Here is a 16,373-nt window from a genome sequence, read left to right as displayed (position 1 = left end):
TAGCGAACACCGGGGGCGTCGGTGTGGCTGTGGGGGTGGGCTTGAGAACCATCGGCTAACAACTCAAGTTTCAACCGCTTTCAGAAAAGCTACTGGTAACATGAGGGTTTCAAATTTGGAATTGCTGCTCAATAGCGGCGCCCCCTATCAGTTCTCGCTGATCCAGAGCCGCGAGGCGGCCTAACTGGTGTTCGTTTGCCATCCGTTGATCCTGGATCGCTTCTGACTGCGACCGCTGTTCCGAGCGCTGGCGCGCGCGTATCGCGGCGAGCCGTTGCCGGAGCAGCTAGCGCTGGCGCAGTCGTTGCTTCTGCAAGAAGAGGCCGCGCGCGTTGCCGATCCGGATCGGTCCGCCGAGAGCTTGCGCTTCTGGTCCAAGCTACTGCGCGATACGGCCTTCGAATGGCGCCCGCCGCGGATCGAAACCCATCTCGAGGAGAACCAGTTCAGCATGAGCCTGCTGGAGTCGACGCGCCGGAGGTTGGACAAGCTCGCCAGCGAGCTTGGCATCGGGCTGGATCATCTGCTGTTGTTCGCCTTCCATCTGTTTCTGTTCCGGCTTACCCGCTCGGAGAACGTGCTGACCGGTTATCGGCATCGCGTGCGCACCGAGGCGCCGGATCAGATTGGCTGCAATGAACTCGAGTTGGCGCTGGCAGCCTTGCTGCGGGAGCCCTCAGCCGGTCGTAAGCGGCTGCTGATACAACATATCGATGGCCTGCCAGCGCTGGAGTCACCGCTCCGCGAAGCCCTACTCGCCGCCGGTTTCGAGGCCGATTACGATGCCCTGGCTCCCGCGCGCTTAGCGACGGACGCTGCCGGCCGGCATGTCACCGGTCGCTAAACAGTCTAGCCCCCGAACGCATCAGAAGCGCCGTCACCAATCTTGATCGCGTGTCATGATCGCATCACGCAACCGATTTGGACGAAGACAGGAAACAGGATCACTGCTTGAATTTAATGGTGGGCGCGGCTGGGTTCGAACCAGCGACCCCTGCCGTGTGAAGGCAGTGCTCTCCCACTGAGCTACGCGCCCTGGATGCGGGCAGGCGAGAAGGATAGCCGGCACTTCGCTGGCGGTCAAATCGAACCGGCTTGCAAAGCGCGAAATCTCAAGTTCTCAAGTCACCGGTTCGATCAGCTCTGCGAGGATCGCCCGGCTGTAGCGAAACGGCACCGAATAATGGCCCTCATCGGCAAGCTCGGTGAGGGTGGCATGGGGGAGCTGCTCGGCATACCAGCGCGCATGGTCGATGGAGACGGTGCCATCGGCTTGGCCGTGCCAGAGGCGTATCGGCAGGGCGATCCGCTGGAAGTCGATGTCCCAGTCGTGGGTGTAGAGATAGAGATCCCGGCGCGCGCCGGGCGCGCCGTTGCGCATGGCATCGGCGATGGTGCGGTTGAGCACGGCATTGGTCTCGGGCTCGGCGAGCACGGCGCGATCGGCCGCCGGCGCGACGAGGCTGCGGGTGTTCTCGACCAAGGCCGGCCAACGCTCGAGCATGGCGGTGGTGGGGCCACCGAACACCAGATCGGTGAGCCAGTCGCCCTGTCGACCAATGCGCAGGTTCGTCCGCGCCGCCCAGTGCATCTGCTCGAGCTGTTCGTCGCGGTAGATCGGACCCAAGGGGCAGACCAAGCCGCAGCGCGTGAGGCGCCCTTGCAGGCCCTGTGGCTCAAGACTCTGCGATTCGGCCTCGGCCTGCGCGAGGCGCCAGGCGCAGGCCAGCACATAGGGGCCGCCACCAGAGACGCCGATCAAGCCGAAGCGCTCGAGGCCGAGCGCGTCCGCGACGCAGAGGACGTCGTCGGGCCAGTCGGTGATCCGTCGCTTGGGGTCGGGATCGCTGTCGCCGTAGCCGGGGCGGTCGAGGCTGATGACGCGCGCGCCGACCGCGCGGGCGGCGTCGCGCAACAGCCAGGCCTCGCGCCGCGAGCTCGGAAAGCCGTGGGCGTAGATCAGTGGCTGACCGTCGGCGGCGCCCAGTTGCGAGAAGGCGATGCGCCGACCAGACGCAGTGGTGGCGAATTCGAGCTGTTCGAGAGTGACTTCTTCGGGAGACGGAATATCGGTAGTGGTCACGGCTACTCAGGGCGGCGCGCGCGGCGCCGATCAACGGGTGAGGGTTGGTGCTTGGAGGCGGCACCGATGAGCGTGTCCGAGACGCGCCCTAGTGACAGGCGGGATTGCGACGCGCGCCCAACTCCATGATCTCGAGCCGATGGTTGCCGCAGGGGTGCTCCTCGGACGGCCCCTGGGTCAGCAGCGCGAGCCCGTCGTCGATGCCTTGCTCGGCGAGCCAGCAGCGCACGTGTTCGCTCCAGTCGGGCAGATCCCCATCGACATCCACCGCCAACACCCCATAGGAGAATTTCAGGGTCTGGCTGGTGCTCGGCACCGGGCTGAAGGCGATGACCCAGCAGGGGAGGCGGAAGCGGGCGATGCTGCGCGCGGTGTTGCCGCTGCGCGTCGGCACGATGACCGCTTGCGGGGCGCTGCGCTCGACCGTGTGATAGACGCTGCGCGCGATCAGGTCGACCGCGCGCAGCGGGCCGCCATCGCCGTAGGCGCCGAGCGCTTGGGCGAGCAGACGGTTATCGCGTTCGGGCTCGATGGCGGCGGCGATGCTGGCGAGCATCTGCACCGATTCGATCGGGAAGCGCCCCATCGCGGATTCGGCCGAGAGCATCACGCAGTCGGTGCCGCCGAGGATGGCGTTGGCCACATCGGTGGCCTCGGCCCGGGTCGGGCGGCGCAGCTTGACCATGGACTCGAGCATCTGGGTCGCAGTGATCACCGGCTTGCCGAGCAGATTAGCCTGCTCGGTGATGCGGCGCTGGGCGACGGCGATGGTCTCGATCGGGATCTCCACACCGAGGTCACCGCGCGCGACCATGATGCCGTCGGCGGCCTCGAGGATGCTGTCGAGATTTTCCAGGGCCGAGGCGCGCTCGATCTTGGCGATGATGAAGGGGGCGTAGTCGAGCGCTTGCGCGGCCGTGCGCACCGCCTCGAGGTCGGCGGCGCTGGCGACGAAGGATTGGCTCACCGCATCCAAATGGTGCTCGGCGGCGAAATGCAGCCAGCGATGATCGTCCTCGGTGAAGGCCGAGATGCCGAGGTCGATGCCGGGCAGATTCAAGCCCTTGCGCGAGCTGAGTTCACCCCCGGCGCGCACATTGCAGATCACATCGGTCGCGCTGACCTCGACCACCTTGAGCAGGATGAAGCCATCGTTCAGGAACAGCCGATCGCCGGGCTTGACCGCCGCCGGCAGGTCGGGGAAGGTGATGCTGACGCGATCGGCCTGACCGACGCCGGGTTCGGTGGTGAGGGTGAAGCGCTGATCGCGCACCAGCTCGATCGGCTCCTCGTCGAGATCGCCGATACGCATCTTCGGGCCGGGCAGATCGCCCATGATCGCGACCCGGCGCCCGACCTCGAGCGCCGCCTCGCGGATGGCGTTGATCAGCTCGGCGTGATAGTCCGGATTGCCGTGCGAGAAGTTGAGGCGGGCGACATCGAGCCCGGCGCGGATCAGTGCACGCAACACCTCGGGCTGGTCGGAGGCCGGGCCGATGGTGGCGACGATCTTGGTCTTTCGATTCGGTATCAACATGGGAAATACTCGGGGTACAGCAGGTGGCGACAGGCCACGGATGCACACAGTCTAAAGCAAAGCCTTTGCCACTTTTTGACCGCAGCGCCCGCCGATCCCTGCTATCCTGCACGCCCGCTTCCTGGCCTCATCCGCGCCCATGTTCCGCCCCTTCTCATTGTTCGTCGGCCTGCGCTACACCCGTGCGCGGCGGCGCAATCACTTCATCTCCTTCATCTCGCTGATCTCGATGCTCGGGATCATGCTCGGGATCGTCGCGCTCATCGTCGTGCTCTCAGTGATGAACGGCTTCCACAAGGAGATCCAGGAGCGCATCCTCGGCATGGCCTCGCATGCGACCCTGTCCGATCCACGCGGGATCAGCGATTGGCAGGAGCTGGTCGACGAGCTGAGCCAGCACCCGGATGTGATCGGCGCCGCGCCCTTCGTCGAGATCGAGGCGATGCTGATGCATGCCGGGAAAACCCAGGCGGCCTTGCTGCGCGGCATCCTGCCGGTCCAGGAGAACGCGGTCTCGGAGTTGCGACAGGACATGATCGCGGGCTCGGTCGATGCGCTGATGCCGGGTGAGTTCACCATTGTGCTCGGCCGCGAGCTGGCGGCCGTGCTCGGCGTTGGGCTCGGCGATCAGGTCACGGTGGTGACCCCGCAGTTGAACGCAACACCGGTCGGGGTGATGCCGCGCCTGAAAGCCTTTACCGTCGTCGGCCTGTTCGAGGTCGGCATGTCCGATTACGACCGCGGCGCCGGTTTCATGCACATGGAGGATGCGGCCCGCTTGATGCGCCTCGGCGAGGCCGCCGAGGGTGTGCGGTTGAAGCTGACCGATATGTGGGACGCGCCGATGATCGCGCGCGAGATCCAATATGCATTGGATGGACCCTACCGCGTCTCCGACTGGACCCAGGTCCATCGCAACTTCTTCGCCGCGCTGCGCACCGAGAAGCGGATGATGTCGATCATCCTGTTCTTGATCGTCGCCGTGGCCGCGTTCAATATCGTCTCGACGCTGGTGATGGTGGTCACCGACAAGCGTGCCGATATTGCCGTGCTGCGCACGCTCGGTGCCTCACCGGGGCGCATCATGGCGATCTTCATGGTGCAAGGTACCGCGATCGGCGTCTTCGGCACCTTGCTTGGGGTGATCGGTGGGGTGCTGCTCGGCTGGAACGTGGAGGCCATCGTCGCCTCGATCGAGTCCCTGTTCGATGTCCATTTCCTGGACCCAGGCATCTATTACATCAGCGTCTTGCCCTCGGACGTGCGCGCCGAGGATGTGATTCGAATCGCGCTCGGGGCCTTCTCGATGACGGTGCTGGCGACCCTGTATCCGGCTTGGCGCGCGGCACGCACGGACCCGGCGGAGGCGCTGCGTTATGAATGAAGCCGCTGTGAGTGATGCCGTGGTGAGCGAAACCACGGTGACGACGCCGGTGCTCGAGGCGCGCGGCGTCGGCAAACGCTTTCGCCAGGGCCCGCTCGATGTCGAGGTGCTGCGCGGCATCGATCTGGTGGTGCCCGCTGGTCTGCGGATGGCGATCATCGGCGCCTCGGGCTCGGGCAAGAGCACCCTGCTGCATTGCCTCGGAGGCCTGGAGCAGCCGACGAGCGGGCAGGTGTTCTGGTCGGGGCGGGCGGCGATGGGGCTCTCGGAGCGGGTGCGCGGCGAGCTGCGCAATCGCCAGCTCGGCTTCGTCTACCAGTTCCATCATCTGCTCGCCGAGTTCACCGCGCTGGAGAACGTCGCCATGCCGTTGTTGATCCGTGGCAGCGCGCCGGCAGCGGCCAGGGACGCGGCGGCGGCCAGGGACGCGGCGGCGGCGATGCTCGGCCGCGTCGGGCTGGGCCATCGCGAGGCGCACAAGCCGTCTGAACTCTCCGGTGGCGAGCGCCAGCGTGCCGCGATCGCGCGGGCATTGGTGACGCATCCGGCCTGCGTGCTCGCCGATGAGCCCACCGGGAATCTCGACCGACAGACCGCGGAAGCCGTCTATGACCTGATGTTGGAGCTGAACGCCGAGATCGGCACCAGCATCGTGATCGTGACTCATGATCCGGCGCTGGCGGGGCGCGCCGATCAGGTCTGGCGCTTGGACGAGGGGCGGTTGGTCGAGGCCGCCTGAGGCGGGCGCGCCGCCGCTGGGTCAGGTGCGCATGGGTCAGGTGCGCAAACGAACGCTTGAGGACGCGACTAGGGCTCGGCGGCCAGCGCCTGAACTAGAGCCTGAGCCAGCTCAGGACAAGGGCTCGGCGGCAGGCCCGGGGCTGGCGTCGATCGGGCTTGGCTTTGCGCTCGGCGCGGGTGGCTATTTCCTCGCCAGCGAGCCGCTGCCATGGCCCGTGCTCTTGGCCTTGGTGCTGCTGCTCGTAGTGCTGCGCTTACTCAGCGGGCGCATGCTGCATCGGCTCGCTTGGCCGCAGGTGGGGCTGGGGCCGCTGGTGGAGCCGCTTGCGGCCTTGGTGCTTGGCCTCTGTTGGTCGCATCTTTGGGTCTGCGCGGTGCTGTGCGCGCCGTTTCCGGAGGCGCTGGCGCAGCAGGATGTGACCATCGTCGGACGCATCGCTTCGCTGCCGGATGCCACGCCCGAGCGCACGCGCTTCCTGTTCGAAGTCGAGCGCCTGAGCCAGGCTGGCGAGCCAATCGACTTCAGCGGCCGCGTGCGCCTGTCCTGGTACCAGGATGCGCCAGCGCTGATGGCCGGTGAGCGATGGCGTTTCACGGTCCGCCTCAAGTCACCGCATGGCTTCGTCAATCCCGGCGGCTTCGACTATGAGCGCTGGCTGTTTCGACAACGGATCAAGGCGACCGGCTATGTGCGCGCCGAACCAGCCCCGCAGCGGCTCGCGTCAGGTGCCGGGCGCTACTGGCTGGACCGCTGGCGACAGCACTTGCGCGCGCGTTTGCAGCAGGCCTTGCCCGAGGGGGTTGGCGCAGCCTTGCTACCGGCGCTGGTGATCGGCGATCGCGGCGCGCTGACGCCGGCGCAATGGGGCGTGTTCTCGCGCACCGGTACCTCGCATCTGATCGCCATCTCCGGGCTGCATGTCGGTTTGGTCTCGGGTGCCCTGTTCCTGTTGGTGAGGCGCGCTTGGGCCTTGCTGCCTGGCTTGGCGCTATGGATCGCGGCGCCGCGTGCCGGAGCGCTGGCCGCGCTCGCGGCGGCTTTCGGCTATGCCGCGCTGGCGGGCTTTTCGGTCTCGACCCAGCGTGCCTTGGTGATGCTGGCGGTGGTGTTGATCGCCGTGGTCGCGGGTCGCACCTTGCGCGCTGGGAGCGCATTGCTGCTGGCGCTGGCGGCGGTGCTCTTGGTCGATCCGGCGGCGGTCTTGGACTACGGCTTTTGGCTCTCGTTCGGCGCCGTTGCCGTGCTGCTCTATGCGCTCGGCTGGCGGCTCGGGCCACCGGGCTGGATCGCGCGTTGGGGCGCGGCGCAATGGGCGGTCGCGCTCGGGCTGCTGCCGCTGCTGATCGCCTTCTTCGGCCAGGCCTCGCTGATCGCGCCGCTGGTGAATCTGCTCGCGGTGCCGCTGTTCGGGCTCTTGTTGCCGGTCATCCTGCTCGCGACCTTGGCGTTCTTGCTCAGTGGCTGGGGCTGGCCGCTGCGCGCCGTCGATGAGCTGCTGACGCACGGCTATGCGCTGCTGGCTTGGGCGGCGGATCTGCCTTGGGCCACGCTCATGCTCGGCGGCCGGCCGGGCTGGGTTTGGCTGATCGCCGGTGTGGGCACCCTGTTGTTGCTGGCACCGCGCGGCATCCCCGGACGTTGGCTCGGTGCCGTGCTGCTGCTGCCGCTGTGGCTGGTGCGCCCGCCGGCGCCGGCGCCCGGTGAGCTGCAGGTCACGCTCTTGGATGTCGGCCAAGGCCTCGCCGGCGTGCTGCGTACCCATCGCCATACGCTGGTCTATGACACCGGGCCGCGTTTTCGCAGTGGCTTCAATACCGGCGAGGCGGTGGTTGCGCCCTATCTGCGCCACCGGGGCATCGACCGCATCGATCTGCTGATCATCTCGCACGCGGATCTGGATCATGCCGGCGGCCTGCGGGGGCTGCTCGATGCGGTGCCGGCACGGCGCATCCTCAGTGGTGAACCCGAGGAGATTCGGGCCGAGATCGGGGCTGAAAGCAAGGACGAGGGCGAGAGCAAAGGCGCGCCGAGCGGACTCCTTGTCGATGTCCCCGTGGATGCCTGTCGACGCGGCCAGCGTTGGCATTGGGATGGCGTCGATTTTGCGATCCTGCATCCCGTGGATACGACCGGAAGCGGCAACGATCGCTCGTGCGTGCTGCGGGTCTCGGTCGGCGGGACCGCGCTGCTCTGGCCCGGAGACGCGGAGGCCAAGGTCGAGCGGCAGTTGCTGCAACGCGAGGGCGATGCCTTGGCCGCCGAGGTGCTAATCGCGGCCCATCATGGCAGCGCGAGTTCGACGACGGAGCCTTTTCTGGCGCGGGTGTCGCCGCGGTTGGTGCTCTTCACCATGGGGTGGAAGAACCGCTACGGTTTTCCAGCCGCCTCCGTGCGCGAGCGCGTGATCGCCTCGGGCGCCGCGAGCCTGGACACGGCGAGCGCCGGTGCCATTGCGTTCTCGGTCGATCCGCAGGCGGGGTTGCGCCTGGAGCCTCCCTATCGCGAGCGAGCGGATCGGCTGTGGCGTCATCATCCCGCGCCCGCGATCCCGCCTCGGAGCAGCCCTTGAGGTGATCCCGGCCCGATGGTTTTGCAGTGCGTTATGATGCCCGGTCTGATCTCATTGACTCACTTGCGTTGCGAGGCAACCCCCTAGTGCTCGATCTGCTGAAGGCCGGCGGCTGGCTGATGGTACCAATCCTGCTGTGCTCAGTGGCGGCGATGGCCATCGTCATCGAGCGCTTCTGGGCCTTGCGCCGCCAGCGCATCATGCCCGATGGCCTGGTGACCCAGATCTGGCAGTGGCAGCAACACCAACAGCTCGACGACGAACGCATCGATGCCATCCGCCGGGGCTCGGCGCTCGGGCGCATGCTCGCCGCCGGACTGGTCAACCGCTTCCACGCGCGCGAGGTGATGAAGGAGGCGATTCAGGAAACCGGCCGCCATGTGGTCTCCGGCATGGAGCGTTACCTGAGCACGCTCGGCACCATCGCCGCAGTGACCCCTTTGCTCGGGCTCTTGGGCACCGTGATTGGCATGATCGATGTATTCAGCGTCATCATGGACGTCGGTGTCGGCGATCCCGGTGTGCTCGCCGGCGGCATCTCGCAGGCCTTGATCACCACCGCCGCCGGGCTCTCGGTGGCGATCCCGGCGCTGATGTTCCATCGCTATTTCATCAGCCATGTCGACAAGCTGGTGGTCGGCATGGAGGAGCAGGCGCTGCGCCTGATCGAGGTGATGCAGGGCGAGCGCGAGGCCGCCGATGGGGAGATGCCGTGAACCTGCGCCCGCATCGCCGCGAGATCCCCGAGATCAATCTGACCCCCTTGGTCGACGTCGTCTTCCTGCTGCTGATCTTCTTCATGGTCACGACCAGCTTTCGCGATGAGGGGCGGCTGCGCTTGCAGCTCCCGGAGGCCGATGCCAAGGCGGTGCCGGCCGAGGAGATCGACCTGGTCGAGGTGATGATCGATCGCGTCGGGCGTTTCTATGTCAACCGCCAGGCGTTGGCCGGCAATGATCTCGAGACGCTGCAACGCGCGCTGCGCGACGCAGTGGGCGCCGAGCGCGGGCTGCCGGTGGTGATCAAGGCCGATGCGCGCACCCCGCATCAGGCGGTGATGACCGTACTCGACGCGGCCGGCCAGTTGGGGCTGACGCAGGTGGCCTTTGCCGCCCGTCAGCGTCCGGGTGACGCAACGATGGGGCCCGCGCCATGACCTCGGCGACCGGCGTCGGTGCCGTCTTCAGCCGGCCGGGCGAGGCCTCGGCCCGCCTGATCTATCGGCGTCTGCTGGGCTATGTGCATCCGTACCGCAAGATGTTCGCGATCGCGATCGTCGGCATGCTGATCTTTGGGCTGACCGAGCCCCTGTTCGCGGCCATGATCAAACCGCTGCTCGATGGCAGTTTCGTCGAGCGCGACCCGGACGTGGTGCGCCTGATGCCGTTCGTGCTGGTCGGCATCTTCCTGGTGCGCGGTCTGGCGGGGTTCGTCAATACCTATTGTTTGAAATGGGTGGGGCGCCGGGTGGTGGCGGATCTGCGCCAGCAGATGTTCGACCATCTGCTGCGGGCCCCGGCGCGTTATTACGATCACCATGGCTCGGGCCAGCTCATTGCCAAGTTCACCTACAACGTCGAGAACGTCGCCAACGCGTCCACCTCGGCCTTGACGACCTTGGTGCGCGATGGTTTCACGGCGCTGGCGTTGATCCTCTACATGCTCTATATCGATGCGGCGCTCTCGGCCATCTTCCTGCTGGTCGCGCCCGCGATGGCGGTGGCGATCAAATATGCGACCAAGCGTTTTCGCCACTATGGCAAACGGGTGCAGGAGCGCATGGGCTCGCTTTCGCACGCGGCCCAAGAGGTGATCGAAGCGCATCGGGTGGTCAAGGCTTTCGGCGGCGAGGACTACGAGACCCGCCGCTTCACCGCCGTGAACGAAAAGACCCGCTCCTTGCAGATGAAGATCGTCGCCACCGATTCGATCAGCGTACCCCTGGTGCAGTTGATCGCCGCCATCGCCATCGGCGTCATCGTCTATCTCTCGACGCTGCAGGGCCTGCGCGAGGACATCACCGTCGGCACCTTCATGTCGTTCATCGTCGCCATGGGCCTGCTGCTGCCGCCGGTGAAACGGCTGACGGCGGTGAACTCACACCTGCAGCGTGGCATCGTCGCCGCCGAGAGCCTGTTCGAGCTGATCGACAGCGAGATCGAGACCGATACCGGCGAGCAGGTGCTCACCCGCGCCGAGGGACGGGTCGAATACCGGCAGGTGACCCATGCCTATGATCCGAGCAAGGGGCCGGTGCTCGAGGCGCTGAATCTGGTCATCGAGCCGGGGCGCAGCGTGGCGCTGGTCGGGCGCTCGGGCAGCGGCAAGTCGACCATCGCCAGCCTGCTGCCGCGTTTCTATGATCCCACCGAGGGGCAGGTGCTGATCGATGGCGTCGATCTTCGGCAGCTGACCCTGGCCAGTCTGCGCGCGCAGATCTCGCTGGTGACCCAGGACGTGATGCTGTTCAACGACACCTTGGCCAACAACATCGCCTATGGTCAGCAGGGTTCGGCGAGCCGCGCCGAGATCGAACGTGTCGCCGAGGCGGCGCACGCGAGCGCGTTCATCGACGCCTTGCCGCAGGGGCTGGATACTCTGGTCGGCGATCGGGGCGTGCTGCTCTCGGGCGGGCAGCGCCAGCGCATCGCGATTGCCCGCGCGATGCTCAAGGATGCGCCGATCCTGGTGCTGGATGAAGCGACCTCGGCGCTGGATACCGAGGCCGAGCGCCATATCCAAGCCGCCTTGTCGGCTCTGATGCGGCATCGCACGACGCTGGTGATCGCGCATCGGTTGTCGACCATCGAGCATGTCGACGAGATCCTGGTGCTGGACGCCGGTCGCATCGTCGAGCGTGGCACGCACGCTGAGCTGATGGCGCGCGGGGGGTACTATGCCCGCCTACACCGGATGCAGTTCGCCGAGGTTGGGGTTGATCCCGACTAACCTGAATGCCGCCCAGCGCGCACGACGGCGAGCTGGACGCCTTGCCGGTTCGCGGCACTTGGCGAGGGCGGCCGTGAAGGGATTCGCGCGTCGCCTCGCATTGACGCTGGCACGGCTGTCGGAACAGGTCTGGTATCAGGGGCATTGGCTCGGCACTTTGTTGGCGCCGCTCGGCGGGCTGTACTGTGCCAGCGCGCGCTTGCGGCGCTGGGCCTATGCGCGCGGCTGGCTGGCCTCTCATGCGGTGTCCGTGCCGGTGATCGTGGTCGGCAATCTGACCGTCGGCGGTACCGGCAAGACGCCGCTCGTGCTCTGGTTGGCCGAGCACCTGATCGCGCGTGGCGAGCGGCCGGGTATCGTGCTGCGGGGGTATGGCGCGCCAGGGAGTGAGCGAGGCGGCAAGACAGCACGACGGCCGCGCCGGGTGACCGGCGATGCCGACCCGAGTGAATTCGGTGACGAGGCGGTGTTGCTGGCTCAGCGCGCGCGCTGCCCGGTGGTGGTCGGTCGCGATCGGGTGGCCGCCGCGCGCGTGCTGGTCGAGGAGTTTGGCTGCAATCGCGTGCTGAGCGACGATGGACTGCAACATGAGCGACTGCGTCGGCAACTCGAGATCCTGGTCGTCGATGGGCTGCGCGGCTTCGGCAATGGTCGCTGCCTGCCCGCAGGACCGCTGCGCGAGCCGATTGCGCGCCGCCATGAGGTCGATCTGGTGATCAATAACGGCGGACCCGGCGCTGATGAGACCGCCGACGCTGATGGGATCGCCGACGCCGACGGGGGCGCCAACACCGATGGGTTCCAAATGCAACTGGAGCCGGGGGCGGCGGTGAACCTGCGCGATCCGGCCTGTCAACGCGCGTCGGCAAGCTGGTTCGGGCAGCCCGTGACGGCGGTCGCCGGCATCGGGCATCCACAGCGCTTCTTTGCGCTGTTGCGCGGGTTCGGGCTCGAGATCGAACCGCGCCCCTATCCAGATCATCATCGGTTCAATGCCGCCGATCTCGAACACTGGCCCAAGGGGCCGGTGCTGATGACTGAGAAGGATGCGGTGAAATGTCGTGCATTCGCGGGGCCCGATCAGTGGTTCGTGCCGGTGACGGCGGTCCCTGGAGCGGCCTTCGTCGACGCACTGGATGCGGCCCTGGATCAGCTTGGGGATCGGCTTGGGGATTTTCCTGGAGGCACTGATGATTGAGCAGAAGGAGGCGCACGCACCCCCCTTTCGCGTCGTGATCCCGGCCCGCTATGGCGCCACCCGCTTGCCGGGTAAGCCGCTGATCGAGATCGGTGGGCGGCCGCTGATCGGCTGGGTCTGGGAACGCGCCTGCGCCAGTGCGGCGGCTGAGGTGTTGATCGCCACCGATGATGCGCGCATCGCCGAGGTTTGCGCCGGTTTCGGCGCCGAGGTGGTGATGACGCGCGCGGATCATCGCAGCGGTTCGGAACGGCTCGCCGAGGTCGCCGAGCGTCGCGGCTGGGACTCGGAGGCGATCATCGTCAACCTGCAGGGCGATGAACCGGGGATCGCGCCGATCCTGATCGATCAGGTCGCGCGCGGCCTGGCCGAGCATGCGGATGCGGGCCTCTCGACCCTGGCCTGCGGCATTGAGGACGCCGAGGCGCTGTTCGATCCGCATGTGGTCAAGGTGGTGACCGATGGCCAGGGCTATGCGCTCTATTTCACCCGCGCACCGGTGCCCTGGCCTCGCGATGCCTTTCTACGCGATCGCCAGCACCTGCCCGAAGGCGTCCCGTTCCTTCGCCATATCGGTCTCTATGCCTACCGCGCCGGCTTTCTGGCGCGCTACGTCGGCTGGCCCGCAGCGCCACTCGAGCAGGCCGAATCGCTGGAGCAACTGCGCGTGCTCTGGCAGGGCGAGCGCATCCATGTCTCGCTGGCGGCGATGGTGCCGGGGCCTGGGGTGGATACGCCGGATGATGTGCAGCGCGTGACAGAGTGGCTGCGGGTCAGCGCGCGTGGGTCGCCTGAAGAGCGTCGAGCAGATGCATGAGTTCGTCGGAGACGTCGCCCTGAGCGCCATGGATCGGGACCTCGATGTGCTCGTTGGCGCGGAACACCGCTTGGCCGAATTGGTCGGTCTGGATCGGCGGTAGCTGATCGAAGGCCTCGAGAACCAAATGGCCCTGATCACTGTCGGTCTCCGCGAGGATCTCGACGATCCGGCAATCGCGACCGAAGTAGCAGCAATTGCGGCCGATCAGTGCGCGCAAGCGGTGGGTGAAGGCATGGTCGATCATCGGCAGTCTCGAACGTCAATCCTGAGTATTGAAACTGCTGTATATGGTTGCGGTGGTCGCAAAAAAAATGCCCCGCAAGGCTACGGGGCAATTCACCACTGAGGAGGTCAGAGGACGGAAAGGGCAGAGAGGGAGGTTTCCGCCTCGCCTTTGACCAGGCAGTATCGATGCCAACTTTTTTGGCCGCCTCTCTCGACCCGCCAACCGGCCGACGCCAGGCACTCAGGTGAAGGGCGGCGGCGCTAAAACCCGATGAAAAGGCATGGAATCGAAGGGGGACGAGTAGGTACCGATTGGATCAGCCCTGCGCGCGTTTGCACCAAAGAAGTGCGCTTCTAGCCCCGACGCTGTTCGCGCTGTCCGTCAAGCGTCCCCATGTACCAGGATCAACTCAATGATGAAAGAATCGATGAATCAACGCTTTCACCCTCGTATCCGTGTGCTGTTCGTGTGCATGGGCAATATCTGCCGCTCGCCAACCGCGCAAGGAGTGTTCGCCAAACATGTGATCGAGGAGGGCCTCTCGCACCTGATCGAGATCGATTCGGCTGGCACCCATGCCTATCACGTCGGCGAGCCGCCGGATGCGCGCGCGCGCGAGACCGCTCAGCGGCGCGGGATCGATCTCTCGCTCCAGCGTGCGCGGCGGGCGGTGGCCGAGGATTTCGAGCGCTTCGACTATGTCCTGGCGATGGACAAGGCGAACCATCGAGCGCTGTCGGCGCTCTGCCCGAGCGGCTTCGAAGGGCGGCTACGGCTGTTCATGGACTACGCGCCACAGCTCGGACAACGTGAGGTGCCGGACCCCTACTATGGGGGGGCGAATGGCTTCGAGGCCGTGTTCGATATGGTCGATGCGGCCTCGCGTGGCCTGCTCGAGGCGATTCGCCGCGAGCATCTCACCCGTGCCTAGCGCGAACGCGTGCGCGTCTAGGCCGAGCCTGTGGCCGTCGCCGCCGCCGCCGCACCGCTCAGGCTGTCGTAGGCAATGGGCACGAGCGCGCGCGCGAGATCGCACTCGAGGTCATGGGCGAGGGCAAGCTCGATGTCGCGCGGATGGATACCGATGCGGATCGGCCGCCCCTGACGCCGGGCGCGCCGCCAATTCCAACGATTCCAAAGCCGCAGGATCGGTGCCCGGAACGCATGGTCGGCCTCGTAGCCGAGCAGGGGGAGGTGCTGCACGCGCCCGGCGGCGATATCGATGACCCCATCGAAACGCTCGTAGAGCGGAAAGGGACAGGTGTCGCGCAAGCGCGCGAGCGAGATCCGGCCCATGGCCCAGGCCGGCGGCACATAGAGCGCGGGCGACTCCAAGCCGTGATCGCCGAACCAGGCATGGCAGCGCTGGATCAGCGCGATGATGCCAGCCTCATCGAGAGCCAGATGCTCGGCGACACGGCGCGACAGGAACAGGCCGTGGAGCCGATGATAGAGGCCGCCAAAGGTCTCGGCCCGATGCCGCCAGCCATGTCCGGCGAGCCGGTAGCCATCGCGTTGCAGACTGCGCAGCGTCGCGAGCGCGGCGCGGTCCCAGTCGCGGCCGGGCACCACGAGCAGGGTGACCGGCGCGCATTGATGATGCTCGAGTCGCTGCAGGGTGCGGAGCACCGCCGGTAGCGTCTCCGGCATCAGATCGTGCACCGAGATCAGCGCGCGCGGTGGCGGCGCCGTTGGCCGCTGCTCAGCGGTCTTCATACTGCTCGAGCCCACGCGGATCTTGATCGCGCAGCACTGAGAGCCAATGACGCAGATTGCGGTCATTGATCTCGCGCGCGGCCTCGCGGCCGAGCACCGCCTTGCGTTCGAGCATGCCGCGATCCAGCGCACAGACGCGCTCGAGGACAGTGGATAGCGTTTCCTCGCCGCGCATCTGGAACAGCGCGCGATTGAGCAGATCCCAGCTCAGGATGCCGCACTGCGAGGAGACCACCACCAAGCGCCCGCGCGCCAGGGCCTCGAGGGCGATGGTGCCGAAGGATTCGATGGTCGAGGGCAGCACCAGCAGGTCAGTCTGATCGATCAACGGCAGGATCTGCTGGCGTCGCACCCAGCCGACGTACTCGAGGTTCGGCAACCGCTCGGCCTCTTGCTCGACCCAGTCACGCAGCGGGCCATCGCCGGCGATCTGGACGTGCAGTTGCGGAAGCGCTTCGGCGGCCTCGATCACGGCGCCGAGATTCTTCTCCGGGGCGAGCCGGCCGGCGAAGAGCACGCGCTCGATCCGGTCCCGCAAGGGACTCACGGGCTCATCGAGGAAGCGTTTCGGGATCGGCGTGCCCATCAGCCCCACATGGGTCGCGCCGATGGAACGGGCGACCTCGAGCATGTCATCGGAGTTCGCCAGCACCAGATGGCTGGCCTTGAACAGTGCGCGGTGACAGGTGTTGAGATAGGTCTGGGCGAGGATGCCGAACAGACGCCAATGGTTGTTCAGCGCCGCCAGTCGCTCGAAATGGGTATGGAAGCCGACCACTAGCCGCGCGTGGTAGCGGCGCGCGAACAGCAAGCCGAGCATCGCGTAGGGGCCGGGCGTCGGGATGATGATCGCATTCGGGTCCAGGCGCTTGAGCCGACGCCCGATCAGCTTGGGACGCGGGATCAGGAAGCGTTGGGTCGGATCGCCAGGCATCGGCATCGCCAGGCCACCGTGCCACCTGCTCGCTCGATAGCGTGGCGAGATCAACTCCACCTTGGCGCCGATCGCCTTCAGGTGCTCGGCGAGATCCTGATAGTAGGTGCCGACGCCGTTGCGCTCGGGTGCCGCGTCGGAGATGATCGCGACCCGCAGTCCACGCGCATCGATGGCAGGCGCTTGCTCGAGGGTGGGCGAGGACATGGCAATGG

Annotated in this window: 15 protein-coding genes and 1 tRNA gene; 10 read left to right on the top strand and 6 right to left on the bottom strand. The window is 66.6% G+C overall.

Going from position 1 to position 16,373, the window contains the following annotated elements; genetic code table 11:
• Window positions 1–226 precede the first annotated feature (226 nt).
• On the top strand, window positions 227–844 hold the full coding sequence (locus CCR82_RS03070) for a condensation domain-containing protein (protein WP_338073095.1): 618 nt from the start codon (window positions 227–229) through the stop codon (window positions 842–844).
• 117 nt (window positions 845–961) lie between these two features.
• Here the strand turns inward: CCR82_RS03070 and CCR82_RS03065 are convergent.
• The 3 genes from CCR82_RS03065 to pyk form a co-directional block, all read right to left on the bottom strand.
• Window positions 962–1,036: transfer RNA gene (locus tag CCR82_RS03065), tRNA-Val, on the bottom strand.
• Between the two features lie 84 nt (window positions 1,037–1,120).
• A complete protein-coding gene (locus tag CCR82_RS03060) occupies window positions 1,121–2,083 on the bottom strand; it encodes an alpha/beta fold hydrolase (protein ID WP_338073094.1) in 963 nt (320 codons plus the stop codon).
• Window positions 2,084–2,171: 88 nt separating this feature from the next.
• Window positions 2,172–3,620, bottom strand: a complete 1,449-nt coding sequence (gene pyk / locus CCR82_RS03055) for a pyruvate kinase (protein WP_201243885.1) — start codon at window positions 3,618–3,620, stop codon at window positions 2,172–2,174.
• 139 nt (window positions 3,621–3,759) lie between these two features.
• Here pyk and CCR82_RS03050 point away from each other — a divergent pair, with 139 nt between their 5' ends.
• The 8 genes from CCR82_RS03050 to kdsB all read left to right on the top strand — a co-directional run bounded on the left by CCR82_RS03050 (window position 3,760) and on the right by kdsB (window position 13,279).
• Window positions 3,760–5,004: a lipoprotein-releasing ABC transporter permease subunit gene (locus CCR82_RS03050; protein ID WP_201243884.1), complete on the top strand. Its 1,245-nt coding sequence runs from the start codon at window positions 3,760–3,762 to the stop codon at window positions 5,002–5,004.
• On the top strand, window positions 4,997–5,743 hold the full coding sequence (locus CCR82_RS03045; protein ID WP_201243883.1) for an ABC transporter ATP-binding protein: 747 nt from the start codon (window positions 4,997–4,999) through the stop codon (window positions 5,741–5,743). The genes CCR82_RS03050 and CCR82_RS03045 overlap by 8 nt, the downstream gene beginning before the upstream one ends.
• Before the next feature lie 40 nt (window positions 5,744–5,783).
• A complete protein-coding gene (locus CCR82_RS03040; protein ID WP_338073093.1) occupies window positions 5,784–8,315 on the top strand; it encodes a DNA internalization-related competence protein ComEC/Rec2 in 2,532 nt (843 codons plus the stop codon).
• Between the two features lie 86 nt (window positions 8,316–8,401).
• Entirely contained in the window at window positions 8,402–9,031 is a 630-nt protein-coding gene (locus CCR82_RS03035) for a MotA/TolQ/ExbB proton channel family protein (protein WP_201243891.1), read from the top strand.
• Complete coding sequence (locus tag CCR82_RS03030; protein ID WP_201243881.1) at window positions 9,028–9,471, top strand: biopolymer transporter ExbD; 444 nt, start codon at window positions 9,028–9,030, stop codon at window positions 9,469–9,471. The genes CCR82_RS03035 and CCR82_RS03030 overlap by 4 nt, the downstream gene beginning before the upstream one ends.
• The gene (msbA, locus tag CCR82_RS03025; protein WP_201243880.1) at window positions 9,468–11,264 is read left to right on the top strand and encodes a lipid A export permease/ATP-binding protein MsbA; all 1,797 of its coding nucleotides are present in this window, start codon (window positions 9,468–9,470) and stop codon (window positions 11,262–11,264) included. The genes CCR82_RS03030 and msbA overlap by 4 nt, the downstream gene beginning before the upstream one ends.
• 73 nt (window positions 11,265–11,337) lie before the next feature.
• Complete coding sequence (gene lpxK, locus CCR82_RS03020) at window positions 11,338–12,462, top strand: tetraacyldisaccharide 4'-kinase (protein WP_338073092.1); 1,125 nt, start codon at window positions 11,338–11,340, stop codon at window positions 12,460–12,462.
• Window positions 12,455–13,279 carry a 3-deoxy-manno-octulosonate cytidylyltransferase gene (gene kdsB, locus CCR82_RS03015; protein WP_201243878.1) on the top strand — a complete coding sequence of 275 codons (825 nt, stop codon included), beginning with the start codon at window positions 12,455–12,457 and terminating at the stop codon, window positions 13,277–13,279. Before lpxK ends, kdsB begins: the two co-directional genes overlap by 8 nt.
• On the opposite strand, the gene CCR82_RS03010 is transcribed toward kdsB, so the two are convergent.
• Complete coding sequence (locus CCR82_RS03010; protein ID WP_201243877.1) at window positions 13,236–13,526, bottom strand: hypothetical protein; 291 nt, start codon at window positions 13,524–13,526, stop codon at window positions 13,236–13,238. The two genes, kdsB and CCR82_RS03010, sit on opposite strands and share 44 nt — an antisense overlap.
• A 409-nt stretch (window positions 13,527–13,935) precedes the next feature.
• On the opposite strand from CCR82_RS03010, the gene CCR82_RS03005 reads away from it, so the two are divergent.
• The gene (locus CCR82_RS03005; protein ID WP_242513216.1) at window positions 13,936–14,439 is read left to right on the top strand and encodes a low molecular weight protein-tyrosine-phosphatase; all 504 of its coding nucleotides are present in this window, start codon (window positions 13,936–13,938) and stop codon (window positions 14,437–14,439) included.
• Window positions 14,440–14,456: 17 nt separating this feature from the next.
• On the opposite strand, the gene CCR82_RS03000 is transcribed toward CCR82_RS03005, so the two are convergent.
• Window positions 14,457–15,224, bottom strand: coding sequence for a polysaccharide deacetylase family protein (locus CCR82_RS03000; protein ID WP_201243876.1), 768 nt, complete (start codon window positions 15,222–15,224; stop codon window positions 14,457–14,459).
• The gene (locus CCR82_RS02995) at window positions 15,211–16,365 is read right to left on the bottom strand and encodes a glycosyltransferase (RefSeq protein WP_242513215.1); all 1,155 of its coding nucleotides are present in this window, start codon (window positions 16,363–16,365) and stop codon (window positions 15,211–15,213) included. The genes CCR82_RS03000 and CCR82_RS02995 overlap by 14 nt, the downstream gene beginning before the upstream one ends.
• Window positions 16,366–16,373: the final 8 nt, after the last annotated feature.

This window comes from Halochromatium salexigens (assembly GCF_016653295.1).
Classification (GTDB): domain Bacteria; phylum Pseudomonadota; class Gammaproteobacteria; order Chromatiales; family Chromatiaceae; genus Lamprobacter; species Lamprobacter salexigens.
Note: the sequence above shows the minus strand (reverse complement) of the source record. Positions and strands in the feature narration are given on the sequence as shown.

Excerpts from the sequence above, each read along its gene's own strand:
- pyk (WP_201243885.1), bottom strand. The coding sequence starts at position 3,620 with ATGTTGATACCGAATCGAAAGACCAAGATCGTCGCCACCATCGGCCCG.
- CCR82_RS03050 (WP_201243884.1), top strand. The coding sequence starts at position 3,760 with ATGTTCCGCCCCTTCTCATTGTTCGTCGGCCTGCGCTACACCCGTGCG.
- CCR82_RS03045 (WP_201243883.1), top strand. The coding sequence starts at position 4,997 with ATGAATGAAGCCGCTGTGAGTGATGCCGTGGTGAGCGAAACCACGGTG.
- msbA (WP_201243880.1), top strand. The coding sequence starts at position 9,468 with ATGACCTCGGCGACCGGCGTCGGTGCCGTCTTCAGCCGGCCGGGCGAG.
- kdsB (WP_201243878.1), top strand. The coding sequence starts at position 12,455 with ATGATTGAGCAGAAGGAGGCGCACGCACCCCCCTTTCGCGTCGTGATC.
- CCR82_RS03010 (WP_201243877.1), bottom strand. The coding sequence starts at position 13,526 with ATGATCGACCATGCCTTCACCCACCGCTTGCGCGCACTGATCGGCCGC.
- CCR82_RS03005 (WP_242513216.1), top strand. The coding sequence starts at position 13,936 with ATGAATCAACGCTTTCACCCTCGTATCCGTGTGCTGTTCGTGTGCATG.
- CCR82_RS03000 (WP_201243876.1), bottom strand. The coding sequence starts at position 15,224 with ATGAAGACCGCTGAGCAGCGGCCAACGGCGCCGCCACCGCGCGCGCTG.
- CCR82_RS02995 (WP_242513215.1), bottom strand. The coding sequence starts at position 16,365 with ATGTCCTCGCCCACCCTCGAGCAAGCGCCTGCCATCGATGCGCGTGGA.